The sequence below is a fragment of the Antarctobacter heliothermus genome, from assembly GCF_002237555.1.
Taxonomy (GTDB): Bacteria; Pseudomonadota; Alphaproteobacteria; order Rhodobacterales; family Rhodobacteraceae; genus Antarctobacter; species Antarctobacter heliothermus_B.
In genome coordinates this window covers 1146309-1169193 of the sequence record NZ_CP022540.1, presented here as the reverse complement: position 1 = coordinate 1169193, position 22885 = coordinate 1146309, and the positions used below count along the sequence as shown (strand labels likewise).

Sequence of the window (22885 nt, the reverse complement as noted above, 5' to 3'; positions counted from 1 at the left end):
GTCGGGCTTTGGGCGTTGGGCGTGTGTTCCCCGCCGCGGTCTTCAGGAAATGAAGGCCTTGTAGGCTTTCTCATCCATCAGCTCATCCAGAACCGACAGATCTTCGATCTTCATCTTGAAGAACCACGCATCGCCCTCGGGATCTTCGTTCACCTTACCCGGGTCCGCGACGATGGACTCGTTGACCTCAACGATCTCGCCATCCAGCGGGGCAAGGATGTCCGACGCTGCCTTGACCGACTCGATCACCACGACCTCTTCGTCCTTGGTCACTTCACGGCCTTCGTCCGGCAGTTCGACAAAGACAATGTCGCCCAGCTGTTCCGCCGCATGTGTAGTAATGCCCACGACGACCAGATCGTCTTCGATCTCCAGCCATTCATGCTCTTCGGTGAATTTCATGTGCGTCTCCTCAGTTTCACCGTTTGAATCCTGCCGGAACGAAGGGCAGCTTTGCCACCCGCACCGGAACCCGTTTGCCGCGCAACTCAGCCCAGAGGGTGGTGCCCTCACTGGCCTGCGCTCGCGGCACATACCCCATAGATACAGGCCCTTCCACCGAAGGGCCAAAGCCGCCAGAGGTCACCGTGCCCATCTCTGAACCGCCCTCTTCGGCGTCGAACAACACAACGCCTGCCCGCAACGGCGCGCGGCCTTCGGGCCGCAGGCCGACCCGCTTGAGGGCCGTGCCCTCTGCCATTTCAGACAGAATACGCGTGTCTCCCGGAAAGCCACCTGCGCGCGCGCCATCCGTGCGCCGCGCCTTGGAGATCGCCCAGCCCAACCCAGCCGCGATCGGCGTGGTGTCTGTATCCAGATCCTGCCCGTACAGGCACAGCCCAGCCTCCAGCCGCAAAGAATCCCGAGCGCCAAGGCCGATCGCCTCAACCCGCGCGTCCCCCAAGAGCGATTTCGCCAGATCCATCGCTGCGGCATTGGGCACTGAAATTTCAAATCCATCCTCGCCGGTATAGCCAGACCGTGAGATCCAGCATTCCGCGCCAGCAATCGGCAGCGTCGCCACGTCCATGAATTTCATCTCTCGCACGTCCGGGCAATGTTCGGCCAAGACATCTTCGGCCGCAGGCCCCTGCAAGGCCACAAGCGCCCGGTTTTCCAGCATCTTGACGGTAATGCCCTGCGGTTCCAGCGCGGCGCGCATCCGCGCGACATCCGCGTGTTTGCAGGCGGCGTTGACCACCAGAAACAGGTGATCGCCCCGGTTGGCAATCATCAAGTCATCCTCGATCCCGCCCGCATCGTTGGTAAACAGCGCGTAACGCTGACGCCCCTCGGCCAGTCCGACCACATCGACCGGCACCAGAGACTCCAGCGCCTTTGCCACGTCCGGGCCACGCAGGATCACCTGCCCCATGTGGCTGACGTCGAACAGACCGGCAGACGCCCGTGTGTGCAGATGTTCCTTGAGGACCCCCAGCTTGTACTGGACCGGCATTTCATAGCCGGCAAACCCCACCATCTTTGCGCCTTGCGCGTGGTGCAGGTCATTCAGGACGGTGGTTTTCAATTCTGTCAGGTCGTCAGCCATGCGTTCCCTTTCCCCGAAACGCGCGGCGTCCGGACAGTACCGGCACGGACCCGTTCCGTACCTTCACTGCCCCCTCTGTCCCTTGGCCTGAGATCGCTATCCCTTCGGCGGACGCCCATACTGCGCCTCTCTCCAGAGTGTCGTTCCTTCGCGGTCCATTGGGCCTGAGCGTTTCCGGGGCGGTTGCGCCTTCGGCACCGGGTTTGGCCAAGGCCGCACCGGTTCTCCCGTCGAAGTTGCCGCGACGCTAGTCGATTGCCCCGGCATTGACAAGCGTGCCCGGGCGACGTCGTGCCGTGCAACCGGCGGGCGAAATGATCTCCAGCAGCGCGGGGTTGTCGCAGACCAGCGAATCCAGCGTAATCAGGTCCAGTGTCTCGTAGAAAGCATTGGCTGCGTTGTTGAGCGCGTCTCGCAGGCGGCACGCCTCTTTCAGGGGGCAGGTGTTGTCCACATCTGCAAAGCATTCCGCCAAGGGCACGGGCTGCTCAAGGGCGCGAAATACGTCGCCGATGACGATCTCGATGGCCGGACGACCCAGTTCCAGCCCACCGTTGCGGCCGCGCTGGGTGTGCAAAAAACCCATCTGCGCCAACTGGTTGATGACCTGCGCCAAGTGGTTCTCTGAGGCATTACAGCGCTCTGCGATCTCATGCTTTGTGACCAGACGATCAGGATTTGCCGCGCAATACATCAGCACACGCATGGCAATATTGGTTCTTTTCGTCACACGCATTTCGGCCTCCCCAGCCATCAGGACAGGGTCTTACTGACATGTTGAACGAAATCCGGGTTTGACATGCGTCAATTGGGGTAAATATTTCCCACATGCAGCATATATATTTCTTCGGCTACGGATCACTGGTCAATCGGACCACACACCTCCACGCCCCGGCGTACCGCGCCCGCCTGAACGGATGGCATCGTGCGTGGCGCGCCGTCCCCGAACGGGCGCTGTGCTATCTCACAGCGGTCCGCGACCCGCAGGCCAGTATTGACGGCCTTATTGCCCCAGTTCCCGGTGAAAACTGGGCAGAACTGGACCAGCGTGAGGCAGCCTATGACCGTCACGACGCAACTGCGACGCTGGACCACAAATCGGACGCGAAGGAAATCGTCGTCTATGCTATCGACCCGGCCCGCCACCGCGCACCCGGACCGGACAACCCGATCCTGCTGAGCTATCTTGATGTGGTTGTCGCGGGTTACTTGTCGGAATACGGCCCCGCCGGTCCTGCCTGCTTCTTTGAAACCACGCTGGGATGGGAGGCCCCGATCCTCGATGATCGCGCGGCCCCTCAATACAGCCGCACCTGCGCTCTGACGGATGAGATCCGCACGCTGACCGACACAGGACTGGAGTTAATGGGCAGCCGGATCATCACGGCCGCAGATTGATGCATGTCGCAGCCCGCCGCGTAATTCAGCGGCGGGGCGCGTTCATCCTCAGCCCGCGCTGCCGGGCTTTTTCTGCAACAGCGGCATCACATCGGCCATTTCCGGCCCGCGTTCCAACCCGGTCACGGCCTTGCGCAGCGGCATGAACAGACCCTTGCCCTTGCGGCCCGTCGCATCTTTTACCGCAGCGGTCCAAGTACCCCATGTGTCTGCGGCATAGGGCGGCTCGCCCAGCAGGCCAAAGGCCTCTGTGACAAACGCCTGATCCTCATCGGCCACCATCGGCGCGGCCCCGTCGCGGAACAGATCCCACCAACCGGCAATATCCTTACGGGTGGTGATGTTCTCACGCACCACCTTCCAGAACGGCGCAGCCAGATCACCGGGAACGCCCAGCGCGGCCAGTTCATCCGCGACAGACGCCAGCTCCAGCCCGTGCAGCTTTTTCGCGGTCAGCGGGTACAGATCTTCGACGTCGAACTTGGTCGGCGCGGACCCGAACTGCGGCAGCTCGAACCCGTCGGCGATTTCATCCAGCGACATCCGCAGTTCCACCGGCTGCGACGACCCCAGGCGCGCCATCAGCGACAGCAGCGCCTCTGGCTCTACCCCTGCTTCTCGCAGATCACGCAAGGCCAGCGTGCCCAAACGTTTCGACAGCGATTCCCCCTGCGGGCCGGTCAGCAGCGAGTGGTGCGCAAAGGCGGGCGGCTCTCCGCCCAGCGCGCGGATCATCTGGATCTGCGTCGCCGTGTTGGTCACATGGTCATTGCCACGCACCACATGGGTGATGCCCATTTCCATGTCATCGACAACAGAGGCCAGCGTATACAGGAACTGCCCATCCGCCCGGATCAGCACCGGATCGGACACACTGGCCGCGTCAATCGACACCTCACCCAGAATGCCGTCGTCCCAAGAAATGCGTTCCTGATCCAGCTTGAAGCGCCAGACGCCATCGCCGCGTTCGGCGCGCAGCTTGGCCTTGTCGTCCTCCGACAAAGACAGCGCAGCGCGGTCATAAACCGGCGGCTTGCCCATGTTCAGCTGCTTCTTGCGCTTCAGGTCCAGTTCCGTGGGCGTCTCAAACGCCTCGTAGAACCGCCCCATGTCGCGTAGTTTGTCTGCCGCCGACGTGTAACGGTCCAGCCGCGCGGACTGTCGTTCCACCCGGTCCCATGTCAGGCCCAACCATTCGAGGTCTTGCTTGATCGCGTCGACGTATTCCTCTTTCGACCGCTCCGGGTCGGTGTCGTCGATGCGCAGAACGAACTGGCCACCGCTCTTGCGGGCGATCAGATGGTTGAACAGCGCGGTGCGCAGATTGCCCACATGGATGTATCCTGTGGGCGACGGGGCGAAACGGGTGACGGTCATGATCGTGCCTCCTGACGAGGCGCGGTGTTTTCACAAGGCAGCGCATTTGTCCAGTTCCGCAAGGGCCCCACTGGCCCGCATCGCGCGCGAATGTTAGGCAAATGGGACAAAGCGGCGCCAAGGGCCGCCAAGGAGATGCGCCCATGACCCATATCCTGACTGTCACACTGAACCCGGCGCTTGATCTGGCCACCTCCTGCCCGTCTGTCATCCCGGGGCCAAAGCTGCGTTGCGGACCGGAAACCGCCGAGCCGGGCGGCGGCGGCGTCAACGTGGCCCGCGCGATTGTCCAATTGGGAGGCCATGCCCGCGCGCTGGTGGCGCTGGGCGGGCACACCGGGACGACGCTGGGCGAATTATTGGAACGGCGCGGGCTTGATCTGGTACGCCTGCCCGCCCCGGGAGAGACGCGCTATAGCTTTGCCGTGACCGATGACAGCAGTGGCGAACAATACCGTTTTGTCATGACTGGCCCGACATGGACTGAGGCGCAATTGGACAGCGTTCTGGACACGCTGGCCGAAGAGGCAGAGCCGGGGGCGTTCATCGTTTTGTCAGGTAGTATGCCGCTGGGATGCGCGCCCGGCTGGATCACACGCGCCTGCGCCCGCCTGCCGGGACGGCGCGTGGTGATCGACACATCTGGCGCACATCTGGCCCATCAGGCCGACAGCCCGCAACCTGCCCCCTATATCCTGCGCATGGACAGCGCCGAGGCGCGCGATCTGTCGGGGCGTCCGCTGGACACCCGCGCGGACAGCGCCGCGTTTGCCGAAGAACTGCGGGTGCGTGGGGCGGCTGATCTGATCATCATCGCCCGGGGCGCGGACGGTTCCGTCATGGCCACCCCTGAAGGTCAATGGTATGTCTCCGCCGCCAACCAAACCGTGGTCAGCGCCATCGGCGCCGGCGACAGCTTTGTCGGCGGGATGGTCAAGGCACTGGCGGAGGGCGCTGCCCCCCCCGAGGCTCTGCGCCAAGGCGCCGCCGCAGCCGCTGCGGCCGTTATCAGCCCCGGCACCCAACTGTGCCTGCCCGAGGATTTCGCCAAATTTCTTCCGCTGACACAGTTGATCGCCCTCTGATGCGCCTGTTCATCGCCCTTCCCCTGCCTGAAACGGCTCGTACCACGCTAGAGGCGTTGCAGTCCCGCTTTCCCACCGGCCGCACCGTACCCTTTGACAACCTGCACCTGACGCTGGCCTTCCTTGGCGACCAGACCGAAGAGCAGGCCGAGGCCATCCATGAAGGTCTGCAAACCCTGCGGTCCCCTGCACAACGTCTGACCCTGTCGGGCGGCACCGTCTTTGGCGGCAGGCACGGGCAGGCCATCGCGTTGGAGGCTGACGGCGGTGCCGACCTGACAACGCTGCACACCCGGGTGCTGTCGCGGTTGCGCGGCGTGGGTATCGCACCTGAACGCCGCCGCTTTCGCCCGCATGTAACGCTGTCCCGGATGGGTGCCCGCGAAAACGCGGGCCCGGTGCTGGCCGTTCTGGCCAGCGCGACGGTCGGACCATTTGTTTGTGACGCGGTCAGCCTGTACGCCTCGACCCTGCATCCCGATGGCGCGATCCACGAAGAACTGTCCCGCTACCCGCTGGCCGTGCTGATATGACCGACGTTGCCCGCTTCCATGACGTTGCCCAGCGTACCGTTGCGGGCTTTCCCGAACCGTTCCGCGCCGGGGCGCAGAACGTCCTGTTGCGTGTTGTCGACTGGCCACCGCGGGACATCCTCAATGACATGCAGATCAGAAACCCGCTGGAGCTGACTGGGATGTACGACGGTGTACCCATGACGCACAAAAGCTTTGCCGATCCCGCGCCGTTTCCCGATACGGTCTGGCTGTTCCGCGAGCCGATCCTGAACGAATGGCGCGACCGTGGTGATATCGAATTGGACGATCTAATCGCCCATGTCACGGTCCATGAGTTTGCGCATCACTTTGGCTGGTCCGACGATGACATCGCCGCGATTGATCGATGGTGGGAATAGACGGGTATCGCTCTAGTTCACTTGGGATGCGTCATTTACTCATTCTCTTGCTCCTGATCGCCGCTCCTGCCCGCGCGGAAAATGTCCTTGTCCTTGGCGATTCCATCCTCGCCTGGCACCGCGCCGCCGGTCAGTCCGTTGCAGATCAGCTTGCCGCCTCCACACAGGTGACCGTGAAAAACAAATCCGTGCCCGGCGCGCGGTTTTCCCACAGTGGCGTGCTTGCGGCAGCCACGGGTTTCGACATCCGCCGCCAGATGCGGCGTGGAGATTGGGATGTGATCGTTCTGGACGGCGGCGGCAATGATCTGATGGGGGAATGCGGCTGTCGCGCTTGCGGCGCCGTGCTGAACCAGCTGATCTCTGACGATGGGCGACAGGGTGAAATCCCCAGCTTTGTCGCGCAACTGGCCAAATCGGGTGCGCGGATCTATTGGCTGGATTATTACGACGTCCCCACCGTTGGCGGCCCCTTTGCGCCTTGCGTAGACGAACTCGCCATCCTCAGCCAGCGCCTGCAAAGACTTGCGCCAAGGATACAGGCCATGACCTATCTGTCCGGTAAGGCCGTGATCGATCCCTACGACCTGTCACACTACGACCGCGACCTCCTGCACCCCAGCCGCAAGGGCGCGTCCCTTCTGGGTCGCTACCTTGCGCAGGAAATCGCGCGCTGATCCTGTCAAAAGTCCAGTTCAGCTTGGATCGCGCCAGCGGTTCACAATGGGATAGCGACGGTCTAGCCAAAAGGCGTGTTTGGTCAACCGTGTACCGGGGGCGGACTGGAACCGTTTGTATTCGCTGAGATACAGCAGTCGCTCAACTTGTTTCGCGTCGGCACGGTCATAACCTGCGGCCACGCAATCCTCGATCGACCCGTCGCGGTCCACGAGGATCTCCAAAATCGCATCCAGCACCGGGTAGTCTGGCAGAGAGTCGCTGTCTTTCTGATCATCGCGCAACTCTGCACTGGGCGGTTTGGTGATGATCCGGTCGGGGATCACCTCCCCCGAATTCCCCATCATCCAGTCGCGGTGGTGCAGGTTACGCCAGCGGCAGGTTTCGAACACCCGCGTTTTATACAGGTCTTTGATCGGGTTATAACCGCCCGCCATGTCGCCATAGATCGTGGCATAACCCACCGCGACTTCGGATTTATTGCCCGTGGTCAGCAGCATCTCACCAAACTTGTTGGACAGCGCCATCAACAGGAGGCCGCGCAGGCGTGACTGGATGTTTTCCTCTGTCACGTCCGCTGCGCGCCCCTCAAACAATGGGGCCAGCGTGTCGGTGATTGCCGCACGGCCCTGCGCGATAGGGAGAAAATCATAGTGACAGCCCAGCGCTGTGGCGCAGGCCTTGGCGTCCTCTAGTGAGTGCTGAGAAGTGTATTCCGACGGCAACATCACGCAGCGCACGTTCTGCGGGCCAATCGCATCGGCGGCGATTGTCGCCACTAGCGCCGAATCGACACCACCCGACATGCCCAGCAAGACCTTGGAAAAACCCGACTTGCGCAGATAATCGCGCAGGGATTCGACCATTGCGCGGTAATCCTGCTCCCAGTCGTCGGGGTGCTTTTCAAACATCCCTTCCTCACAGCGCCAGCCATCCGCACCGCGTACCATGTCCACCGGCACCACACATTCGTCGAAGGCAGGCAGTTGCACAGCGATCTGGCCGCCCGGATTCAGCACGAATGACGCGCCATCGAACACCTGATCGTCCTGACCGCCCACCATGTTGAGGTAGATCAGAGGCAAGCCGGTTTCGACGACGCGGCCGACCATGTGGTTCAACCGGGTTTCCATCTTGCCTCGGTAGTAAGGCGATCCATTGGGCACCAACAGGAATTCGGCCCCAGTTTCGACCAGCGTTTCGGCCACATCCTCATGCCATGCGTCCTCACAGATCGGTGATCCGATCCGCGTGTTGCCCACGGCATAGGGCCCCCCAATCGGGCCGCTGTCAAAGATACGCACCTCATCAAAGACCGTCTCGTTCGGCAGGTGATGTTTCAGCACCCGCGTCACCACCTTGCCGCCGCGACAGATGAAATAGGCGTTGAACAGCTCTGTTCCCTCGACATATGGACCGCCGATGCCCAGCGCCGGACCATCAGCGCAGGCGGCAGCCAGTTCGTCGACCGCCTTCATCGCGGCGGTGTAGAAGGCGGGCTTCATCACCAGATCCTGCGCGTTGTAACCGGCAATGAACATCTCTGGCAGGGCCACCATGTCGGCGCCCTGTTCGATGCCTTGCTGCCAGGCGGCCTGCGCCTTGGCGGCATTGCCGTCCAGATCGCCCACAGTGGGATTCAGTTGCGCCAGGGTCAGGCGGAAACGGTCACTCATCGGCGTGCGCCTCTTCAATCAGGTTTGATGCCCGACATAGCAGATGGCACTGCGGAAGAAAGCCCATGCCGCCAAACCGGCGCTTTCGCCTTGCACCGCCACCACCTAGCCGGTTTCTTGCGCGCATTCACACCTAACGGAGCCTTCAGATGCGCCCTACCCTGCCCGCCGCCCTCGTCACTGCGATCCTGCTGTCCTTTTCAGGGTCGGCCATGGCGGACACAAAAACCTATTCCAATGGCGCGCGCTACGATGGACCCATGGTATTGGGGAAACCGCACGGCGTCGGCACGATGCACCTGCCCGGCGGCGGCAGCTATGTCGGAGGCTTCGTGAACGGCGAACTCACAGGTCATGGTCGCATTGTCGATGGGCAAGGCTTCAAGACATACGAAGGCCAATTCGTGAACGGCTATAGGCACGGCTCTGGAAAGGCTTGGCATCTCAACGGAGACTACTACGAAGGGCAATACAAGGATGACAAACGGCACGGCGAAGGCGCACTGCTCTATTCGGACGGCACGCGCTATTTCGGCCAATTTGTGGACGGCGCGGTGACCGGCAAGGGCCGATTGATCAAAACCGATGGCACCGTCCATGAGGGGATGTGGGAAAACTCCACCTATCTGGGACCCGCGCAATAGGCTGCGGCACCGATGTCGGACGCCGTGCAAAGGTACCCCATCGCGGCCCGTTTTCGAAAGCCATTGCCCCTGCCCGGTCCCTCCATTAGGTTTTTCCCAATTTTGGAGCCAACTCCGACACCACAGGGCAGCGCGTATGAAACTTGCAGGCATCACCGGCATTCTGGCAATTTCGCTGGCGGGTTTCGCCTTGGCGCAGGATGACCAGGTGGTCACCAAACAATACGATGACGGCGGCGTCTATGAGGGCACCTTCCTCAACGGGATGCAGCACGGCACCGGCACTTACCGCCTGCCCAACGGGTATGAATATACCGGCGACTGGGTCGATGGTGAGATCAAGGGCAAGGGCGTCGCGCGTTTTCCCAACGGGTCAGTCTATGACGGCGATTTCGCCAAGGGCAAACCCGAAGGCGTCGGCAAGATCGTCTTTGCCGACGGCGGCACATATGAGGGCCAATGGCTGGACGGCAAGATCACCGGCACCGGCATCGCCGTCTACGCCAATGGCGTCCGCTATGAGGGATCGTTCCGCAACGCGCTGCACCACGGACGCGGCGTGATGACCGCGCCAAACGGTTACGTCTATGACGGCCAATGGGTGAACGGCGTCAAGGAAGGCGTTGCCAAAGTCACCTACCCCGACAAGTCGATCTACGATGGCCGCGTCGCCGATGGCGAACGCGACGGCTTTGGCAAGCTGACGATGCCCGATGGCCTGATCTACGAAGGCACATGGCGTGAAGGGCAGATCGACGGCGAAGGCAAGCTGATCCAGCCCAATGGTGACGTCTACGAGGGTCAGCTTGTCGATGGTCGGCGTGAGGGCAAGGGCAAGGTCATCTACGAGAACGGCGATGTCTACGAAGGCCAGTTCAACAATGACCAGCGCCACGGCACCGGCAGCTTTGTCGGCAAGGACGGCTATCGCTACGATGGCAACTGGATCACCGGCCAGATCGAGGGCAAGGGCAAGGTCACTTATCCCGACGGTTCTGTCTACGAAGGCCAGTTCAAGGGCGACCTTGCCAATGGCATTGGCACGATCACCTATCCCGATGGCGCAACCTATTCCGGCGAGTGGGTCAACGGCGTGATTCAGGGCAAGGGCCGTGCGACCTATCCCAACGGGCTGGTCTATGAGGGCAGCTTTGAGAATGCCCGCAATGACGGGTTTGGCGTCATGACGTACCCCGACGGCTACCGCTATGAGGGCAATTGGCAGAACGGCCAACGTCATGGCGAGGGCAAGGCGACCTATCCCGACGGCACCGTCTACGATGGCCAGTTCCGTGAGGGCCAGCGCCACGGCAAAGGCGTTATCGAAATGGCCTCTGGCTTTCGCTACGAGGGCACATGGGTGCGCGGTGAAATCAACGGCGAGGGCATCGCCGTTTATGCCAACGGCGACATTTATCAGGGCACGTTCAAAGACGGCAAACGCCAAGGTCAGGGCACGATGAAATACGCCACCGGCGAAGAGGCGTCAGGCGATTGGGTCGGCGGCGCCCTACGCGCCGTTCCGGCGACCCCCGCACCTGAACCACAAGCCGCGCCAGATCCCGCCCCTGTCCCCGCACCGGCGGACAATTGAACGGCCGCGCCAACCGCGACGACACATCGTATTATTGGCGGATGATCCGTGCCGATGGTTTAGGCGGCGCGCGCGCACTACTGCTGTGCCTCCTGCTGTCGTGCCTGTGCGCCGTCCCCTCGCGCGCGCAGGACATCGAACGTCCAATCGTCCGCGTCGGGGTTCTGGCGCATCGCGGCTGGAACGCCAGAGAGTCGCAGTGGTCCCTGCTTGCCACCTATCTGCAAGAGGCCCTGCCCGCCCATGTGGTGCGGTTTGTCCCGGTTACGCTGACCTCTGCCGGGCCGTTGATCAATGCGGGCGGGCTGGACTTTCTCATAACCAACCCCGGCCACTACATCGACCTAGCCGGGCAGTATCCGATGAGCGTGCTGGCCACGCGTAAGCGTTCTCTGGCGGATGGCGCACATACCCTGCAATTCGGCTCGGCGGTGCTGGTGCGGACGGACAGCCAATTGACCACCTTTGCCGATCTGCGCGGCGCGCGGGTCGGGGCGGTGGCTCCGCAGGCCTTTGGCGGGTTCCAAATGACTTGGTTCGAGGCACGCGCCCAGGGTGTCGATCTTTTCGACGATCCCGCCGACCTTGTCTTTTACGGCTTTCCGCAGGACGCGATTGTCGCGGACGTTCTGTCGGGCAAACTGGACGCAGGCATTGTACGCAGTGGCCTGCTGGAACGGTTGGTAATCGAAGGCACTGTGCCCAGCGATAGCCTTCGCGCGCTCAATGCCAATGTCACCTACACCCACCCTGAGGCGGTCAGCACACGCCTTTACCCGGAATGGCCATTTCTGGCGCTGGCTGGAACCGATGCTGCAATGCGCGACGCGGTGGCGCTGGCCCTGTTGCAAAGCACGGATCGTGGTCTGCCAGACCCCTGGGGCGCGCCGGTCAGCTACCATGACGCGCATGCACTGGTCGCTGCCTTTGCGGGCTGGTCGTCACCCGCAACGGATGTCGGCAACCCCGGCACCGCGTTTGTGCTCTGGCTGTTTGTCGGCGCTGTTGGTGTGCTTGGTCTTGCAGGTGGCCTGGTCGTTATACGGGCGCGGCGCGGCGGCCCGACCCGGGCAGCCAAGCCAACAAGGGATCAGGACACCGTTTCGCTGACCCGGCGAGAGACGCAGGTGCTGGCGCAGATCGGCGCAGGCAAATCGACAAAGGAAATCGCCGCGCAATTAGGCATCAGCCCCAAGACGGTCGAGTTTCACCGCGCCAACCTGCTGCGCAAGTTCGAGGCCCGCAGTTCCGCCCAGCTTATCGCCCGAGCAGGACAGCAGGAAACGCGGGCAATTCCAGAAACCTAGGGTATTCCCGGGGACCAAACCCGCATGAAACACGGGGTTTTGCGGGGTGTGCGGCGGCAGTGCCCATGCGGCATTCTGGTCTTTGGCGGGCACGGTCAGCCCGCCCATTTTGGGAGGAGACCAGAACAATGACTCACTTCATCCGCCTTGCTGCCATCATCGGGCTTGCCATCGCGTTTTTTGCGACACCGAACCCGTCGTTTGCCGAAGGGTATGGCAAACAGAAAGTCGTCTATCACATCAATTATCTTGGTGGGGAGAACTCCAAAGCCTATCGCGGCGCCATGCGCAACATTCAGAACCACATCAATGCCGTCGGCGTCGAGAACATGGATATCAAGGTTGTGCTGCACGGTAACGGCATCAGCATGCTGCAATCGGCTATGGCAGACGACGGTCTACAGACAGTCATCGGCGGGTTGAAATCTCAGAACGTAAAATTTCACGTCTGCAACAACACCCTCACCGGACGCAATATCAACTACTCCGACGACCTCTACGACGTGTGGGAAGATGATATCGTGCCGTCGGGCGTGGCCGAGCTGTCGAAGCTGCAGCAAGAAGGCTATACCTACATCAAGCCATAAGCAGCGTTGCGCCATCGCCAGTTATCGGCGGTGGCGCGCCGCGGAACCCGTCGTATCAGTGCGGCGTCAGACCCTTTCCCCGGCATCCATCCGGTCGAGAAATCCCTGCGCCTCATTCAGCACTGATTCCCGCTTGTCGGAGTCCATACGATCAAAGGTACGGTACATCTGCGCCATGCGTGGATTGCCCTCAAACCTTTCGCGGTGCCGGTCCATGAAATGCCAGTACAGCAGGTTGAACGGACAAGCCCCCTCACCCGTCTTTTTCGTCACCGAATAGGCGCAAACCTTACAGTGGTCCGACATCTTATTGATGTAATTTCCCGAAGACACATAAGGCTTTGACGCGACCAGACCACCATCGGCGAATTGGCTCATTCCAACGGTGTTTGGTGCCTCGACCCACTCAAAAGCATCAACATAGACGCTTAAATACCATTCGTGCAGCGCGCCCGGATCAATGCCCGCCAGAAGACCGAAATTACCCGTCACCATCAGCCGTTGGATGTGATGGGCGTATGCCTCATCGCGCGTCTGCTCGACCGCCTTGGCCATACATCGCATATCCGTCTCAGCTCCCCAGTAAAGGGCTGGCAACGTCCGGCTATGTTTCAACACGTTGCGCGTTGGATACTCTGGCCCCTCGCGAAAATAGATGCCACGCATGTACTCCCGCCAGCCGATGATCTGCCGGATGAACCCCTCTGCCGCATTGATCGGGACATCCCCATTTTCATACTCTTTTTCAACTGCTTGGCACACTTCCAGCACATCCAGCAGTCCAATGTTGATGTAAGCCGACAAGAGCGAGTGATAAAGAAACCTGTTCCGATCCTGTATCGCGTCCTGATAGTCGCCGAAACGCGGCAGGGCATGGTCCACAAAATGCCCCAGCGCACGCAACGCCTGCTCTCGGTTCGTGGCAAACCCAAAGGGCCGCAAGACCCCGAAGTTGTCGGCAAAGCGGGCCTCGACAAGGTCCAGAACCTCTTTGGTTTCCTCATCCGGCTCAAACCAGAGGGGGGCATGCGTCACCTCATCCGGAGCCGGTTTGCGGTTATCGTGGTCATAGTTCCACTGGCCGCCCACCGGCTTGTCCCCCTCCATCAGCAGCCCCGTCTTGCGCCGCATGTCGCGATAGAAATACTCCATCCGCAGCGCCTTGCGCCCGTCTGCCCAGTTGTCGAACTCGGAGTGAGAGGCAATGAACCTGTCATCCTCCAGCATCCGCACCTTTAGTGGGCAGTGCTGTAGGGCGTTGATCAGACGCCATTCTCCGGGCTCTGTGGCAATGACCTCGGTCGCGCCTGTCTCCTCAGCGCGGCGCAAAAGTTCGCCGCAGATGGACCCGGCGTTTCCAGTGTCGTCCAGTTTAGCGTACCGCACATCCCAGCCATCGTTCCGCAACTGCGCCGCGAACTTGCGCATCGCGGCAAAGATCAGTGCGATCTTCTTGGGGTGGTGCGGGACATGGCCCGCTTCGTCCGCGACTTCGGCCATGACCACCACATCGCGCGCCTTGTCAGCCGCCTTGAGCGCGGCAAGTCCCTCACTCAACTGGTCGCCCAAGACCAAAATCAGGCGGCTCACCACGGGATTTCCTGACCAGCATAATCTAGGAATTTTCCGGTGTCCTTGGCCAGTAGCCCCGACATCACCGCCACCAACCTCTCTGCCGCATGCTCTGCTGTGACCGTCGGGTGGCGGGCGGCGTATTTCGCGGTAAATTCGGTTTCAACGGTGCCGGGATGCAGACAGACGCAGGCCAACTGTGGATGTGTCCGTCCCAGTTCGACTGCTGCAGTGTGGATCAATTGGTTCACCCCCGCCTTGGCAGCGCGGTAGCTGTACCATCCACCCAGCCGGTTGTCCGTGATGGACCCGACCCGCGCAGACAACACCGCAAAAACCGCTGGGCGGTCACGGGGCAACAAATGCTGCGCGTGTTTCAGCACCATCACCGGGCCGATTGCGTTCAAAAGATACTGATCCGCCAAGGCTTTGGCATCCAGCGTTTTCAGCGACTTTTCCGGCTCCGCGCCTTGGATTTCCAACGCGCCCGTAGCGACTAAAATCAAGTCGAACGGCCCGCTCAGGCCGCCCAGCGCTCGGCGCACGCTGACCTCATCGGTCACGTCCAGCCCGTCGTGTGACCGCGACAGGCCGGTGACGACTACCCCTGTCGCGCGCAGCCGCGCGGCCACCGCCCCGCCGATGCCGCCGCTGTCTCCGATGATCAATGCGTTGTTCATGAACCGCCAGATAGCGGTCAGCGGCACGGCATCAAGCGCCGCCTACATCCTCACGCGCGATGGCGACGGTCTTGACCACGGCAAAGCATGAAACGCCGGGGGCCAGACCCAACGCCTCGGCCGATCGGCGTGTTATGCGCGCCAGAACTCTGCCTCCCGCCGTGTCCAGTGACACTATTGCACCCGGTCCGTCGCCTTCCCGGATCGAATCCACCGTTCCCGGCAAAATGTTGAGGGCAGACAACCCTTCCGGGCGATTGCGCGACAGGATCACCTCTTGGGCGGCGATACGCACCCGAAGCGGTGCGCCAACGTCCTGCCGAACGCGCGGCAGGAACAGCCGCAGCCCATTGGCATCCAACTCGGTCAACCCGTCCTCGTGATGCGCCGCAACGCGCGCCTCCAGCACGGCCCCCACCGCACGAATGCCCGCAGGTGTCACAGCCGGATCGCTCAGAACCTCTGACGCCGTTCCCTGCCGGACCACGCGACCGTCCTGCAAGACCACAACCGTTGTCGCCAGCCGCGCCACCTCAGCTGCGGAGTGACTGACATACAGGATCGGACAGCGCGCCTCATCCCTAAGCCGTTCGAAATAGGGCAGGATCTCTGCCTTGCGCGCCTCGTCCAGCGCCGCCAGCGGCTCATCCGCAAGGATCAGGCTGGGATCGGCCAGCAATGCACGTCCGATGGCCACCCGCTGCTTTTCGCCGCCCGACAGGGCACCGGGCCGCCGGTTCAGCAACGCGCCCAACCCCAGCATCTCGACCACCGGGGCAAGCCGCAGGGCGCTGCGGGAAAACCAGCGACCGTACAGCAGGTTCTGGCGCACCGACAGATGTGGAAACAGCCGCCCCTCTTGAAAGATATAGCCAAGCCCGCGCCGGTTTGGTGGCAACCATATGCCCTGCGCGGTGTCGCCCAGTACGCGCTCACCCACCCGGACAAGGCCCGCATCGGGCCGCACCAGCCCGGCCACCGCATTGATGACGCTGGTCTTTCCAGAACCTGAGCGCCCGAACAGCACGGTCAGCCCCTGCGGCGCGTCGAATGCCGCATCCAGCGTGAAATCCCCCAGCCGGTGACGGACCGCAACCTGCAGCATCACGCGCCGCCGACCCGTGCCGCCACCCGGCGCGACACCCATTCCGACAAGAGCAGTGCCAGCATCGCCACCGCAACTGCCACCAGCACCAAACGCAGGGCAGAGGCCTCTCCCCCCGGCACCTGAAGGAACGCATAGATCGCCGAGGGCAGAGTTTGCGTCTGGCCGGGGATGTTGGACACAAAGGTGATTGTCGCGCCGAACTCTCCCATCGCCTTGGCAAAGGCAAGGATGCTACCCGCCAGCACGCCCGGCAGCACCATGGGCAGCGTCACCGTTGCAAAGACCCAGATCCGCGACGCGCCCAGCGTAGCGGCCGCCTGCTCCAACATGGGGTCCACCGCCTCGATCGACAGGCGCATGGCCCGCACCATCAGCGGAAAACCCATGATGCCCGCGGCCAGCGCGGCGCCCGTCCAGTGAAAGGCAAACGTCACCCCCAGCGATTGTAGAAACCCGCCCACAGGCGCGCGAGGCGAGAACACCAGCAGCAGCAGATAGCCGGTGACCACCGGCGGCAGGATTAGCGGCAGATGCACCAGCCCGTTGACCACCTGCTTTCCCGGAAAACGCCAGCGCGCTAGCGCGTAGGCCACAAACAACCCGAACGGCAGAGCCACCAGTGTCGCCCAGAACGACACCCGCAACGACAGGCGCACCGCCTCCCATTCCGCCGGGCTAAGCCACTCCATCCGTCAGTCACCCAACACGGCAAAGCCGTGCGACGCAAAGATGGTCCGGGCGTCTGGCCCCGTCAAAAAGTCCAGAAACGCAGTCGCCGCCTGCTCTCGCCCCGCGACGGCGGCGACTGGATAGCGGATTGGCGGGTGGCTGGAGTCGGGAAACACCCCTAGCGCATCGACATGCGAATCGGCCAGCGCGTCGGTGGCATAGACAACGCCCAGAGGCACCTGCCCAAGCGACACCAGCGCCAGCGCCGCCCGCACGTTGTCAACCTGTGCCACGCTATGTTCGACCGCACCCCACAGCCCAAGGGAGTCCAGCGCCGCCTTGCCGTAGATGCCCGCAGGCACGGCCTCGACCAAGGCCATTGCAAGCCGCCCATCGCCCAGCATCGCCGCAAGATCTAGCTGTGGCCCGATCTCAACCGGCGCGGCACCAACGGGCCCCGCCAGAACCAGCCGATTGCCCAACAGATCGACCCGCGTGTCCGTGGCGATCAGCCCGTCTGACTCCAGCACATCCATCCAGTCGGTGTTGGCCAGAAAGACCACATCCGCCGGTGCGCCCTGTTGCACCTGCCGTGCCAACATGGACGAACCTGCATAGGAGAGGATCACCTTACCATCATAGTTGCCCGCAACGTCGTCCAACGCGGTCTTCAGGCTGGCGGCGGCAAAGACGGTCACAGGCTCGGCCATCACAGGCCGAGCCAGCAGCGCCAGGAAAATCGCTGCGCCGAGAAGATATCGTGAGACCCACATCATAGCACCGAAGTATCTGGCATGATGTGCGAACCGTCACCAGAGCGCAGACAAAAAAATTGTGCCGGGACGACAGACTCTGACAAAAGACACCGTCCCATCATAGCCGTTGTCCCGCAGGGCGAAAATGAATTCAGGTCAGCGTCAGGCCCCGACGCAGCGCGATCAGGTCAAGATCCTGCCCGATAAAGGCAACGCCAGCATCAATCGCCTTTTGCCCGAAACCGGCATCCATGGTCAGTATCCCCGAGGGTTTACCCGCCGCAGAAATCCGCTTGATGCCATCAATCACCGCCGATTGCACTTCGGGGTGCGACGGCTGGCCCTGGTAGCCCATGGAGGCAGCCAGATCAGCAGGACCGATGAACAAACCGTCTATACCCGGCACATCGGCAATCGCCTCGATCTCTGCCAGCGCCTCAACGGTTTCGACCTGAACGATCAGACACAGTTCAGTCCGCGCCGTGGCATGATACCCTTGGATGAGACCAAAACCACTGGCACGGGTCATGCCCGCGACACCGCGAATGCCCTCTGGCGGATAGGACATGGCCGCCGCCGCCTGCGCGGCCTCATCGGCGTTCTGTACATAGGGCACGACCAGTGTCTGCGCGCCGATGTCCAGCAAGCGCTTGATCTCGGGCGCATTCAGGGAGGCTGGCCGCGCGAGGGCAGAGACCGGATAAGGCGCCACCGCCTGCAACATCGGCAGCACGCGGATCGGGTCCATCGGCGAATGCTCACAATCGAACAGCATCCAGTCATAGCCGCAGGTGGCCATCATCTCTGCCGCCAGCGGATCTGCCATGCTGCACCAGATGCCGCGCTGCAAGCGCCGCTCCAGGATTGCCGCCTTGAAGATATTTTTTTTCAGTTCCATTCTTGTGCCTCTCCTCTTTCCGGGCGGACACTAGACGCATCCGACGCGATCAGGCAAACGCCTCGTCATGTCCCGGCCCCGAAAGGAACGCACTATGCCCACTGCTCTTGTCACTGGCTCCGCCGGGTTCATCGGCTACCACGTCTGCGCAAGGTTGCTGAACGAGGGGTGGCGCGTGATCGGTCTGGACGCCCGGACTGACTATTACGACGTCACCCTGAAAGACGCGCGCCATGCCCGACTTGCCCCCCTGGGGGATTTCGTACCCGAACTGGGCCGGGTCGAAGATCCCGGTCGCATGGCTGCTCTGTTCGAAAGGGAAAGGCCGGACGTGGTCATTCACCTCGCAGCGCAGGCCGGTGTGCGCTATTCGATCGAAAATCCGCGCTCCTACCTCGAATCCAACATCATCGGGACGTTCGAGATATTAGAGGCGGCGCGCGCCCACCCGCCACGTCACTTGCTGCTGGCATCGACCTCTTCGGCCTATGGTGCCAACACCTCGATGCCGTATAATGAGACAGACCGCGCCGACTATCAGATGTCGTTTTATGCGGCCACCAAGAAATCCACCGAATCGATGGCGCACAGCTATGCGCATCTTTACGGGTTGCCGACGACCATGTTCCGCTTTTTCACCGTCTACGGGCCGTGGGGACGACCGGACATGGCCTTGTTCAAGTTCACCAAGGCGATTTTGCAAGGCACGCCCATCGAAGTCTACAATTACGGCGATATGAGCCGCGATTTCACTTATATTGACGATCTGGTCGAAGGCATCCGCCTGTTGATGGACGCGGTACCCGAGCGGCCAGAGGACGGCATCGTGCCCGAGGGTGATAGCCTCTCGCCCGTCGCCCCCTATCGTGTGGTGAACGTTGGCAATTCCGAACCTGTGCAACTGACCGCGTTCATCGAGGCAATAGAACAGGCGACCGGGTTAAGCGCCCAGCGCAACCTTATGCCGATGCAACCCGGCGACGTGCCTGCCACATGGGCGGATGCAGCTCTCTTGCGGTCACTGACCGGCTACACACCCGCAACGCCGGTCCACGAAGGCGTTGCACGGTTCGTCGAATGGTACCGCTCATACTACCCGCGCAACAGTTGCGACCCACAAATGAAATGAGCCTTGGAGGGGCTGCGCCAAGCAAACCCCCTTTGTAATAAAAACATTGTGAGGGCTTGCTGGCCAAAGCCGATCAAAAAAAGTGCCTTTGGCCTTGCAGTGATGCCCTGTAGTCCCACAATACTCGCAAAGCCGCGCCCGTTCGGCGCAAAGAGGGGAACACCGCAATTTTGACGGACCAGAGGATCATATCGACCCCCGGCCTGTCGTGGGGCACAACGCGGCTGTTCCGCTTCTGTCCGTGCGGGTTGCGCGATCCGTGGTGCTCTGCTTCGGCTCTATGAGCCGCGTCCGCTTGATTTACGCCTGCGGCATTGCCCCACCTTTTGCGGAAACAGCGTTGCATTTTGCCCGCGCTTTTCGCAAGAAACCTCAATTTTCTGACCTTGCGGAGACGTGAATGACCTCTGAGAGCAGTTTTCTGCCCATCATCGCGCTATTGCCCTTTCTTGGCGCGCTGGTTCCCGGTGTCATGATCCGGGCGGGGCGGACCGCCACCGCCACCTTCACCGCCGTTCCCACCGTGCTGGCCCTTGTGATGCTAGGCGTTCTTGCGCCCGGCGTGATGAACGGCACAGTCTACACCTTCAGCATCCCGTGGCTGCCCCAACTGGGGCTGGAGGCCGCGTTTTTCCTTGATGGTTTGGGGTTGATGTTCGCCTGCATGATCCTTGGCGTCGGTCTGCTGATCACGCTCTATGCCCGCTACTACCTGTCGGGTGAGGATCCGGTGGGGCAGTTCTACACCTATCTGCTGCTGTTTCAGGGCGCGATGCTGGGCATCGTGATCTCTGACAACATATTGCTTTTGCTGATCTTCTGGGAGCTGACCTCGCTGTCCTCCTTCCTGCTGATCGGCTACTGGAAACACCTGCCAGAGGGCCGTCAGGGTGCGCGCATGGCGTTGACCGTGACCGGCGCGGGCGGTCTTGCAATGATTGGCGGGATGCTGATCTTGGGCAATATCGCGGGCAGCTATAACCTGACCGACATTCTGGCGGCGGGCGATCTGATCAAGGCATCCGATTGGTACACGCCTGCGGTGATCCTGATCCTGCTGGGCGCGTTCACCAAGTCGGCGCAGTTCCCGTTTCATTTCTGGTTGCCGCACGCCATGGCCGCGCCAACGCCAGTGTCGGCCTATCTGCACTCGGCCACCATGGTAAAGGCTGGCGTCTTCCTGATGGCCCGCATGTGGCCGGCGCTGTCGGGGACCGAGCTATGGTTCTATCTTGTCGCAACCACCGGATTGGTAACCATGGTGATCGCTGCCGTGATCGCGCTGTTCAAAGATGACCTGAAGGGACTGTTGGCCTTTTCGACGGTCTCGCACCTTGGTCTTTTGACCATGCTTCTGGGTTTTGGGACAGAGGCAGCGGCCATCGCGGCGGTGTTCCACATCCTCAACCACCTGACGTTCAAGGCGGCGCTGTTCATGACCGCCGGGATTATCGACCATGAGGCGCACACTCGCGACATCAAGCGGCTGGGAGGGTTGGCAACTCTGATGCCCATTACTGCTGTGATCGGCGTGATTGCGGCGCTGTCTATGGCCGGAATCCCTTTGTTCAACGGGTTCTTGTCCAAGGAGTTGATGCTGGAAGAGGCGTCCCACACCTATTGGTGGGAAAATGCGTGGATCGTACCTGCGCTTGCCACGTTGGGCGCGCTGTTTTCTGTCGCCTATTCCCTGCGGTTCATCTTTCACGTCTTTGGCGGGCCGGTCCGCGACGACTATCCGCACAAACCGCATGATCCGCCGATGGGTATGTGGTTGTCGCCCGCCTTTCTCTGCATCTTTGTCGTTCTGATCGGCATCGCGCCTTTCCTTGCAGAACCGGTGGTCAACATGGCCGCTAGTGCGGTCACCGGCCACACCACCCATGCGCATCTCAAGATCTGGCATGGTGTCACACCGGCACTGTACATGTCGGGGTTTGCCATTGTCGGGGGTGCTGTTCTGCTGCTGCTGCACCGTCCATTGGATGCCGCATGGATCAAGGCCGGACCGTTCTACGCCAAATCCGCTTTTGATGCCGTGATCGCGGGCTGCGTTGCGCTTAGCCGTGTCATCTCGGAAACGCTGCACAATGGGGCGATCAGCCGCTATCTGGCGATCTTCACCGCCGCGACCGTCACCGCCGGATACATGGCGTATCTGGGCGGCGGCATTGCCCCCTCCACCAGAGAACTGTTGCCGATTGCGCCGGTCTTTGCCGTGGGCTGGGTGCTGCTGGTCTGCGCAACCGGGGTCGTCGTCTTTCAGCACCACATGCGCTATCGCGCGCTGGTGGTTCTTGGCGTGATTGGCCTGATGGTCTCTGCGGGCTTTGTGTTCCTCTCCGCGCCGGACCTTGCGCTGACGCAAATCTCGGTCGAGACGGTGACAATCATGCTGCTGTTGCTGGCGCTGCACTTTTTGCCCAAGACAACCCCGGTCGAAAAAGACACGCCGCGTCGCCTGCTGGACGGGGCCGTGGCCTTGGCGGCGGGTGTGGGTGTGGCATCGTTGGCCTTTGCCTTCATGACCCGCGATCTGGACAGCATTTCCTTCTATCACCTCGCCAATTCCTACAAGGAAGGCGGCGGCACCAACGTGGTCAACGTGATCCTTGTCGATTTCCGAGGCTATGACACCTACGGCGAGATCATCGTTCTGGGCATCGCCGGTCTGGTCATCTTTGCCCTGATGGAGGCCCTGCTGAGTGGCCCTGCGGGCGCGCGGCTGCGCAATTCGGGCTACAACTTTGACCGCTCGCATGACCGGCATCCGCTGATGATGGTGGTCTCAACCCGCGTGATGATGCCCATCGCGCTGATGGTGGGCATCTACATCTTCCTGCGTGGTCACAACCAGCCGGGCGGTGGCTTTGTCGCCGGGCTGGTGTTCTCGATTGCGCTGTTGATGCAATACATGGCGTCGGGCTTTGCATGGACCATGCGGCGGCAACAGTTCGAATACCACGCCATGATTGGCTGGGGTGTGGTGATCGCCGGTCTGACCGGGGCGGGCGCTTGGCTGTCGGGGACGCCGTTCCTGACCTCAGCCTATGGTTATGTCCACATCCCGCCGATTGAAGAGTTCGAACTGGCCACTGCGGCGCTGTTCGATCTGGGCGTTTTCCTCTGCGTGTTGGGGGCGGTTATGCTGATGCTGTACAGCCTGTCGCGCATGGCGCGCCATGCCGGTGAGACGGTCAACCTAGAACCGCTGGACTATGACCCGTCGCGCCCTGCGAAGATGGTCGAGAAGGGAAAGGCCTGAG

22 protein-coding genes and 2 riboswitches are annotated in these 22885 nt (G+C 61.8%); of the genes, 11 read left to right on the top strand and 11 right to left on the bottom strand.

Translation table 11 applies throughout. The features are described from left to right. Window positions 1-42: 42 nt before the first annotated feature. The 3 genes from gcvH to ANTHELSMS3_RS05565 form a co-directional block, all read right to left on the bottom strand. Complete coding sequence (gene gcvH, locus ANTHELSMS3_RS05575) at window positions 43-402, bottom strand: glycine cleavage system protein GcvH (RefSeq protein ID WP_094034016.1); 360 nt, start codon at window positions 400-402, stop codon at window positions 43-45. Between the two features lie 16 nt (window positions 403-418). Then, window positions 419-1537, bottom strand: coding sequence for a glycine cleavage system aminomethyltransferase GcvT (gcvT, locus tag ANTHELSMS3_RS05570; protein ID WP_094036951.1), 1119 nt, complete (start codon window positions 1535-1537; stop codon window positions 419-421). An 83-nt stretch (window positions 1538-1620) separates the two neighbouring features. Further along, window positions 1621-1689, bottom strand: a riboswitch (glycine riboswitch). A gap of 1 nt (window position 1690) precedes the next feature. Further along, a riboswitch (glycine riboswitch) is annotated at window positions 1691-1790 on the bottom strand. 6 nt (window positions 1791-1796) lie between these two features. Beyond that, on the bottom strand, window positions 1797-2285 hold the full coding sequence (locus tag ANTHELSMS3_RS05565; RefSeq protein ID WP_094036950.1) for an RrF2 family transcriptional regulator: 489 nt from the start codon (window positions 2283-2285) through the stop codon (window positions 1797-1799). 92 nt (window positions 2286-2377) lie between these two features. Between ANTHELSMS3_RS05565 and ANTHELSMS3_RS05560 the strand changes: the two genes are divergently transcribed. Further along, window positions 2378-2947 (top strand): gamma-glutamylcyclotransferase, encoded by a 570-nt coding sequence (locus ANTHELSMS3_RS05560; RefSeq protein WP_094034015.1) that lies wholly within the window; start codon window positions 2378-2380, stop codon window positions 2945-2947. A gap of 48 nt (window positions 2948-2995) precedes the next feature. On the opposite strand, the gene gltX is transcribed toward ANTHELSMS3_RS05560, so the two are convergent. Next, complete coding sequence (gene gltX, locus ANTHELSMS3_RS05555; protein ID WP_094034014.1) at window positions 2996-4324, bottom strand: glutamate--tRNA ligase; 1329 nt, start codon at window positions 4322-4324, stop codon at window positions 2996-2998. Between the two features lie 143 nt (window positions 4325-4467). Between gltX and ANTHELSMS3_RS05550 the strand changes: the two genes are divergently transcribed. The 4 genes from ANTHELSMS3_RS05550 to ANTHELSMS3_RS05535 are packed head-to-tail and all read left to right on the top strand — an operon-like array spanning window position 4468 to window position 6999. Then, window positions 4468-5409 carry a 1-phosphofructokinase family hexose kinase gene (locus tag ANTHELSMS3_RS05550; RefSeq protein WP_094036949.1) on the top strand — a complete coding sequence of 314 codons (942 nt, stop codon included), beginning with the start codon at window positions 4468-4470 and terminating at the stop codon, window positions 5407-5409. Next, window positions 5409-5942 carry an RNA 2',3'-cyclic phosphodiesterase gene (thpR, locus tag ANTHELSMS3_RS05545; protein ID WP_094034013.1) on the top strand — a complete coding sequence of 178 codons (534 nt, stop codon included), beginning with the start codon at window positions 5409-5411 and terminating at the stop codon, window positions 5940-5942. The genes ANTHELSMS3_RS05550 and thpR overlap by 1 nt, the downstream gene beginning before the upstream one ends. Beyond that, entirely contained in the window at window positions 5939-6322 is a 384-nt protein-coding gene (locus tag ANTHELSMS3_RS05540; protein WP_094034012.1) for a metallopeptidase family protein, read from the top strand. The genes thpR and ANTHELSMS3_RS05540 overlap by 4 nt, the downstream gene beginning before the upstream one ends. A gap of 26 nt (window positions 6323-6348) precedes the next feature. Further along, complete coding sequence (locus tag ANTHELSMS3_RS05535) at window positions 6349-6999, top strand: SGNH/GDSL hydrolase family protein (protein ID WP_157733402.1); 651 nt, start codon at window positions 6349-6351, stop codon at window positions 6997-6999. Window positions 7000-7017: 18 nt separating this feature from the next. On the opposite strand, the gene ANTHELSMS3_RS05530 is transcribed toward ANTHELSMS3_RS05535, so the two are convergent. Further along, window positions 7018-8676 carry an NAD+ synthase gene (locus ANTHELSMS3_RS05530; protein ID WP_094034010.1) on the bottom strand — a complete coding sequence of 553 codons (1659 nt, stop codon included), beginning with the start codon at window positions 8674-8676 and terminating at the stop codon, window positions 7018-7020. A 149-nt stretch (window positions 8677-8825) separates the two neighbouring features. On the opposite strand from ANTHELSMS3_RS05530, the gene ANTHELSMS3_RS05525 reads away from it, so the two are divergent. The 4 genes from ANTHELSMS3_RS05525 to ANTHELSMS3_RS05510 all read left to right on the top strand — a co-directional run bounded on the left by ANTHELSMS3_RS05525 (window position 8826) and on the right by ANTHELSMS3_RS05510 (window position 12808). Then, the gene (locus ANTHELSMS3_RS05525; protein WP_094034009.1) at window positions 8826-9320 is read left to right on the top strand and encodes an MORN repeat-containing protein; all 495 of its coding nucleotides are present in this window, start codon (window positions 8826-8828) and stop codon (window positions 9318-9320) included. Between the two features lie 136 nt (window positions 9321-9456). Then, the gene (locus tag ANTHELSMS3_RS05520) at window positions 9457-10914 is read left to right on the top strand and encodes an MORN repeat-containing protein (protein ID WP_094034008.1); all 1458 of its coding nucleotides are present in this window, start codon (window positions 9457-9459) and stop codon (window positions 10912-10914) included. Next, the gene (locus tag ANTHELSMS3_RS05515) at window positions 10911-12221 is read left to right on the top strand and encodes a PhnD/SsuA/transferrin family substrate-binding protein (protein ID WP_094034007.1); all 1311 of its coding nucleotides are present in this window, start codon (window positions 10911-10913) and stop codon (window positions 12219-12221) included. The genes ANTHELSMS3_RS05520 and ANTHELSMS3_RS05515 overlap by 4 nt, the downstream gene beginning before the upstream one ends. A gap of 128 nt (window positions 12222-12349) precedes the next feature. Continuing rightward, a complete protein-coding gene (locus tag ANTHELSMS3_RS05510) occupies window positions 12350-12808 on the top strand; it encodes a DsrE family protein (protein ID WP_094034006.1) in 459 nt (152 codons plus the stop codon). A gap of 66 nt (window positions 12809-12874) precedes the next feature. Here ANTHELSMS3_RS05510 and ANTHELSMS3_RS05505 read toward each other — a convergent pair whose 3' ends face one another. From ANTHELSMS3_RS05505 to ANTHELSMS3_RS05480, 6 genes are all read right to left on the bottom strand, one after another. Beyond that, window positions 12875-14398, bottom strand: a complete 1524-nt coding sequence (locus ANTHELSMS3_RS05505; protein ID WP_198319884.1) for a cryptochrome/photolyase family protein — start codon at window positions 14396-14398, stop codon at window positions 12875-12877. Further along, entirely contained in the window at window positions 14395-15060 is a 666-nt protein-coding gene (locus tag ANTHELSMS3_RS05500; protein WP_094036948.1) for an SDR family NAD(P)-dependent oxidoreductase, read from the bottom strand. Before ANTHELSMS3_RS05500 ends, ANTHELSMS3_RS05505 begins: the two co-directional genes overlap by 4 nt. A gap of 31 nt (window positions 15061-15091) precedes the next feature. After that, complete coding sequence (gene modC, locus ANTHELSMS3_RS05495; RefSeq protein WP_094036947.1) at window positions 15092-16165, bottom strand: molybdenum ABC transporter ATP-binding protein; 1074 nt, start codon at window positions 16163-16165, stop codon at window positions 15092-15094. Beyond that, window positions 16165-16857 (bottom strand): molybdate ABC transporter permease subunit, encoded by a 693-nt coding sequence (gene modB / locus ANTHELSMS3_RS05490; protein WP_094034004.1) that lies wholly within the window; start codon window positions 16855-16857, stop codon window positions 16165-16167. Before modB ends, modC begins: the two co-directional genes overlap by 1 nt. A 3-nt stretch (window positions 16858-16860) precedes the next feature. Next, window positions 16861-17547, bottom strand: coding sequence for a molybdate ABC transporter substrate-binding protein (gene modA / locus ANTHELSMS3_RS05485; protein ID WP_368074429.1), 687 nt, complete (start codon window positions 17545-17547; stop codon window positions 16861-16863). A gap of 196 nt (window positions 17548-17743) precedes the next feature. Next, complete coding sequence (locus ANTHELSMS3_RS05480) at window positions 17744-18490, bottom strand: HpcH/HpaI aldolase family protein (RefSeq protein WP_094034002.1); 747 nt, start codon at window positions 18488-18490, stop codon at window positions 17744-17746. 94 nt (window positions 18491-18584) lie between these two features. Between ANTHELSMS3_RS05480 and ANTHELSMS3_RS05475 the strand changes: the two genes are divergently transcribed. Next, on the top strand, window positions 18585-19619 hold the full coding sequence (locus tag ANTHELSMS3_RS05475; protein ID WP_094034001.1) for an NAD-dependent epimerase/dehydratase family protein: 1035 nt from the start codon (window positions 18585-18587) through the stop codon (window positions 19617-19619). Between the two features lie 400 nt (window positions 19620-20019). After that, a complete protein-coding gene (locus ANTHELSMS3_RS05470; RefSeq protein WP_094034000.1) occupies window positions 20020-22884 on the top strand; it encodes a monovalent cation/H+ antiporter subunit A in 2865 nt (954 codons plus the stop codon). Window position 22885 lies beyond the last annotated feature (1 nt).

What these genes read in the sequence shown, in the direction of transcription:
- gcvH (WP_094034016.1), bottom strand. Translation starts at nt 402, where the DNA reads ATGAAATTCACCGAAGAGCATGAATGGCTGGAGATCGAAGACGATCTG.
- ANTHELSMS3_RS05565 (WP_094036950.1), bottom strand. Translation starts at nt 2,285, where the DNA reads ATGCGTGTGACGAAAAGAACCAATATTGCCATGCGTGTGCTGATGTAT.
- ANTHELSMS3_RS05560 (WP_094034015.1), top strand. Translation starts at nt 2,378, where the DNA reads ATGCAGCATATATATTTCTTCGGCTACGGATCACTGGTCAATCGGACC.
- gltX (WP_094034014.1), bottom strand. Translation starts at nt 4,324, where the DNA reads ATGACCGTCACCCGTTTCGCCCCGTCGCCCACAGGATACATCCATGTG.
- ANTHELSMS3_RS05550 (WP_094036949.1), top strand. Translation starts at nt 4,468, where the DNA reads ATGACCCATATCCTGACTGTCACACTGAACCCGGCGCTTGATCTGGCC.
- thpR (WP_094034013.1), top strand. Translation starts at nt 5,409, where the DNA reads ATGCGCCTGTTCATCGCCCTTCCCCTGCCTGAAACGGCTCGTACCACG.
- ANTHELSMS3_RS05540 (WP_094034012.1), top strand. Translation starts at nt 5,939, where the DNA reads ATGACCGACGTTGCCCGCTTCCATGACGTTGCCCAGCGTACCGTTGCG.
- ANTHELSMS3_RS05535 (WP_157733402.1), top strand. Translation starts at nt 6,349, where the DNA reads ATGCGTCATTTACTCATTCTCTTGCTCCTGATCGCCGCTCCTGCCCGC.
- ANTHELSMS3_RS05530 (WP_094034010.1), bottom strand. Translation starts at nt 8,676, where the DNA reads ATGAGTGACCGTTTCCGCCTGACCCTGGCGCAACTGAATCCCACTGTG.
- ANTHELSMS3_RS05525 (WP_094034009.1), top strand. Translation starts at nt 8,826, where the DNA reads ATGCGCCCTACCCTGCCCGCCGCCCTCGTCACTGCGATCCTGCTGTCC.
- ANTHELSMS3_RS05520 (WP_094034008.1), top strand. Translation starts at nt 9,457, where the DNA reads ATGAAACTTGCAGGCATCACCGGCATTCTGGCAATTTCGCTGGCGGGT.
- ANTHELSMS3_RS05510 (WP_094034006.1), top strand. Translation starts at nt 12,350, where the DNA reads ATGACTCACTTCATCCGCCTTGCTGCCATCATCGGGCTTGCCATCGCG.
- ANTHELSMS3_RS05500 (WP_094036948.1), bottom strand. Translation starts at nt 15,060, where the DNA reads ATGAACAACGCATTGATCATCGGAGACAGCGGCGGCATCGGCGGGGCG.
- modC (WP_094036947.1), bottom strand. Translation starts at nt 16,165, where the DNA reads ATGCTGCAGGTTGCGGTCCGTCACCGGCTGGGGGATTTCACGCTGGAT.
- modB (WP_094034004.1), bottom strand. Translation starts at nt 16,857, where the DNA reads ATGGAGTGGCTTAGCCCGGCGGAATGGGAGGCGGTGCGCCTGTCGTTG.
- modA (WP_368074429.1), bottom strand. Translation starts at nt 17,547, where the DNA reads ATGGCCGAGCCTGTGACCGTCTTTGCCGCCGCCAGCCTGAAGACCGCG.
- ANTHELSMS3_RS05480 (WP_094034002.1), bottom strand. Translation starts at nt 18,490, where the DNA reads ATGGAACTGAAAAAAAATATCTTCAAGGCGGCAATCCTGGAGCGGCGC.
- ANTHELSMS3_RS05475 (WP_094034001.1), top strand. Translation starts at nt 18,585, where the DNA reads ATGCCCACTGCTCTTGTCACTGGCTCCGCCGGGTTCATCGGCTACCAC.
- ANTHELSMS3_RS05470 (WP_094034000.1), top strand. Translation starts at nt 20,020, where the DNA reads ATGACCTCTGAGAGCAGTTTTCTGCCCATCATCGCGCTATTGCCCTTT.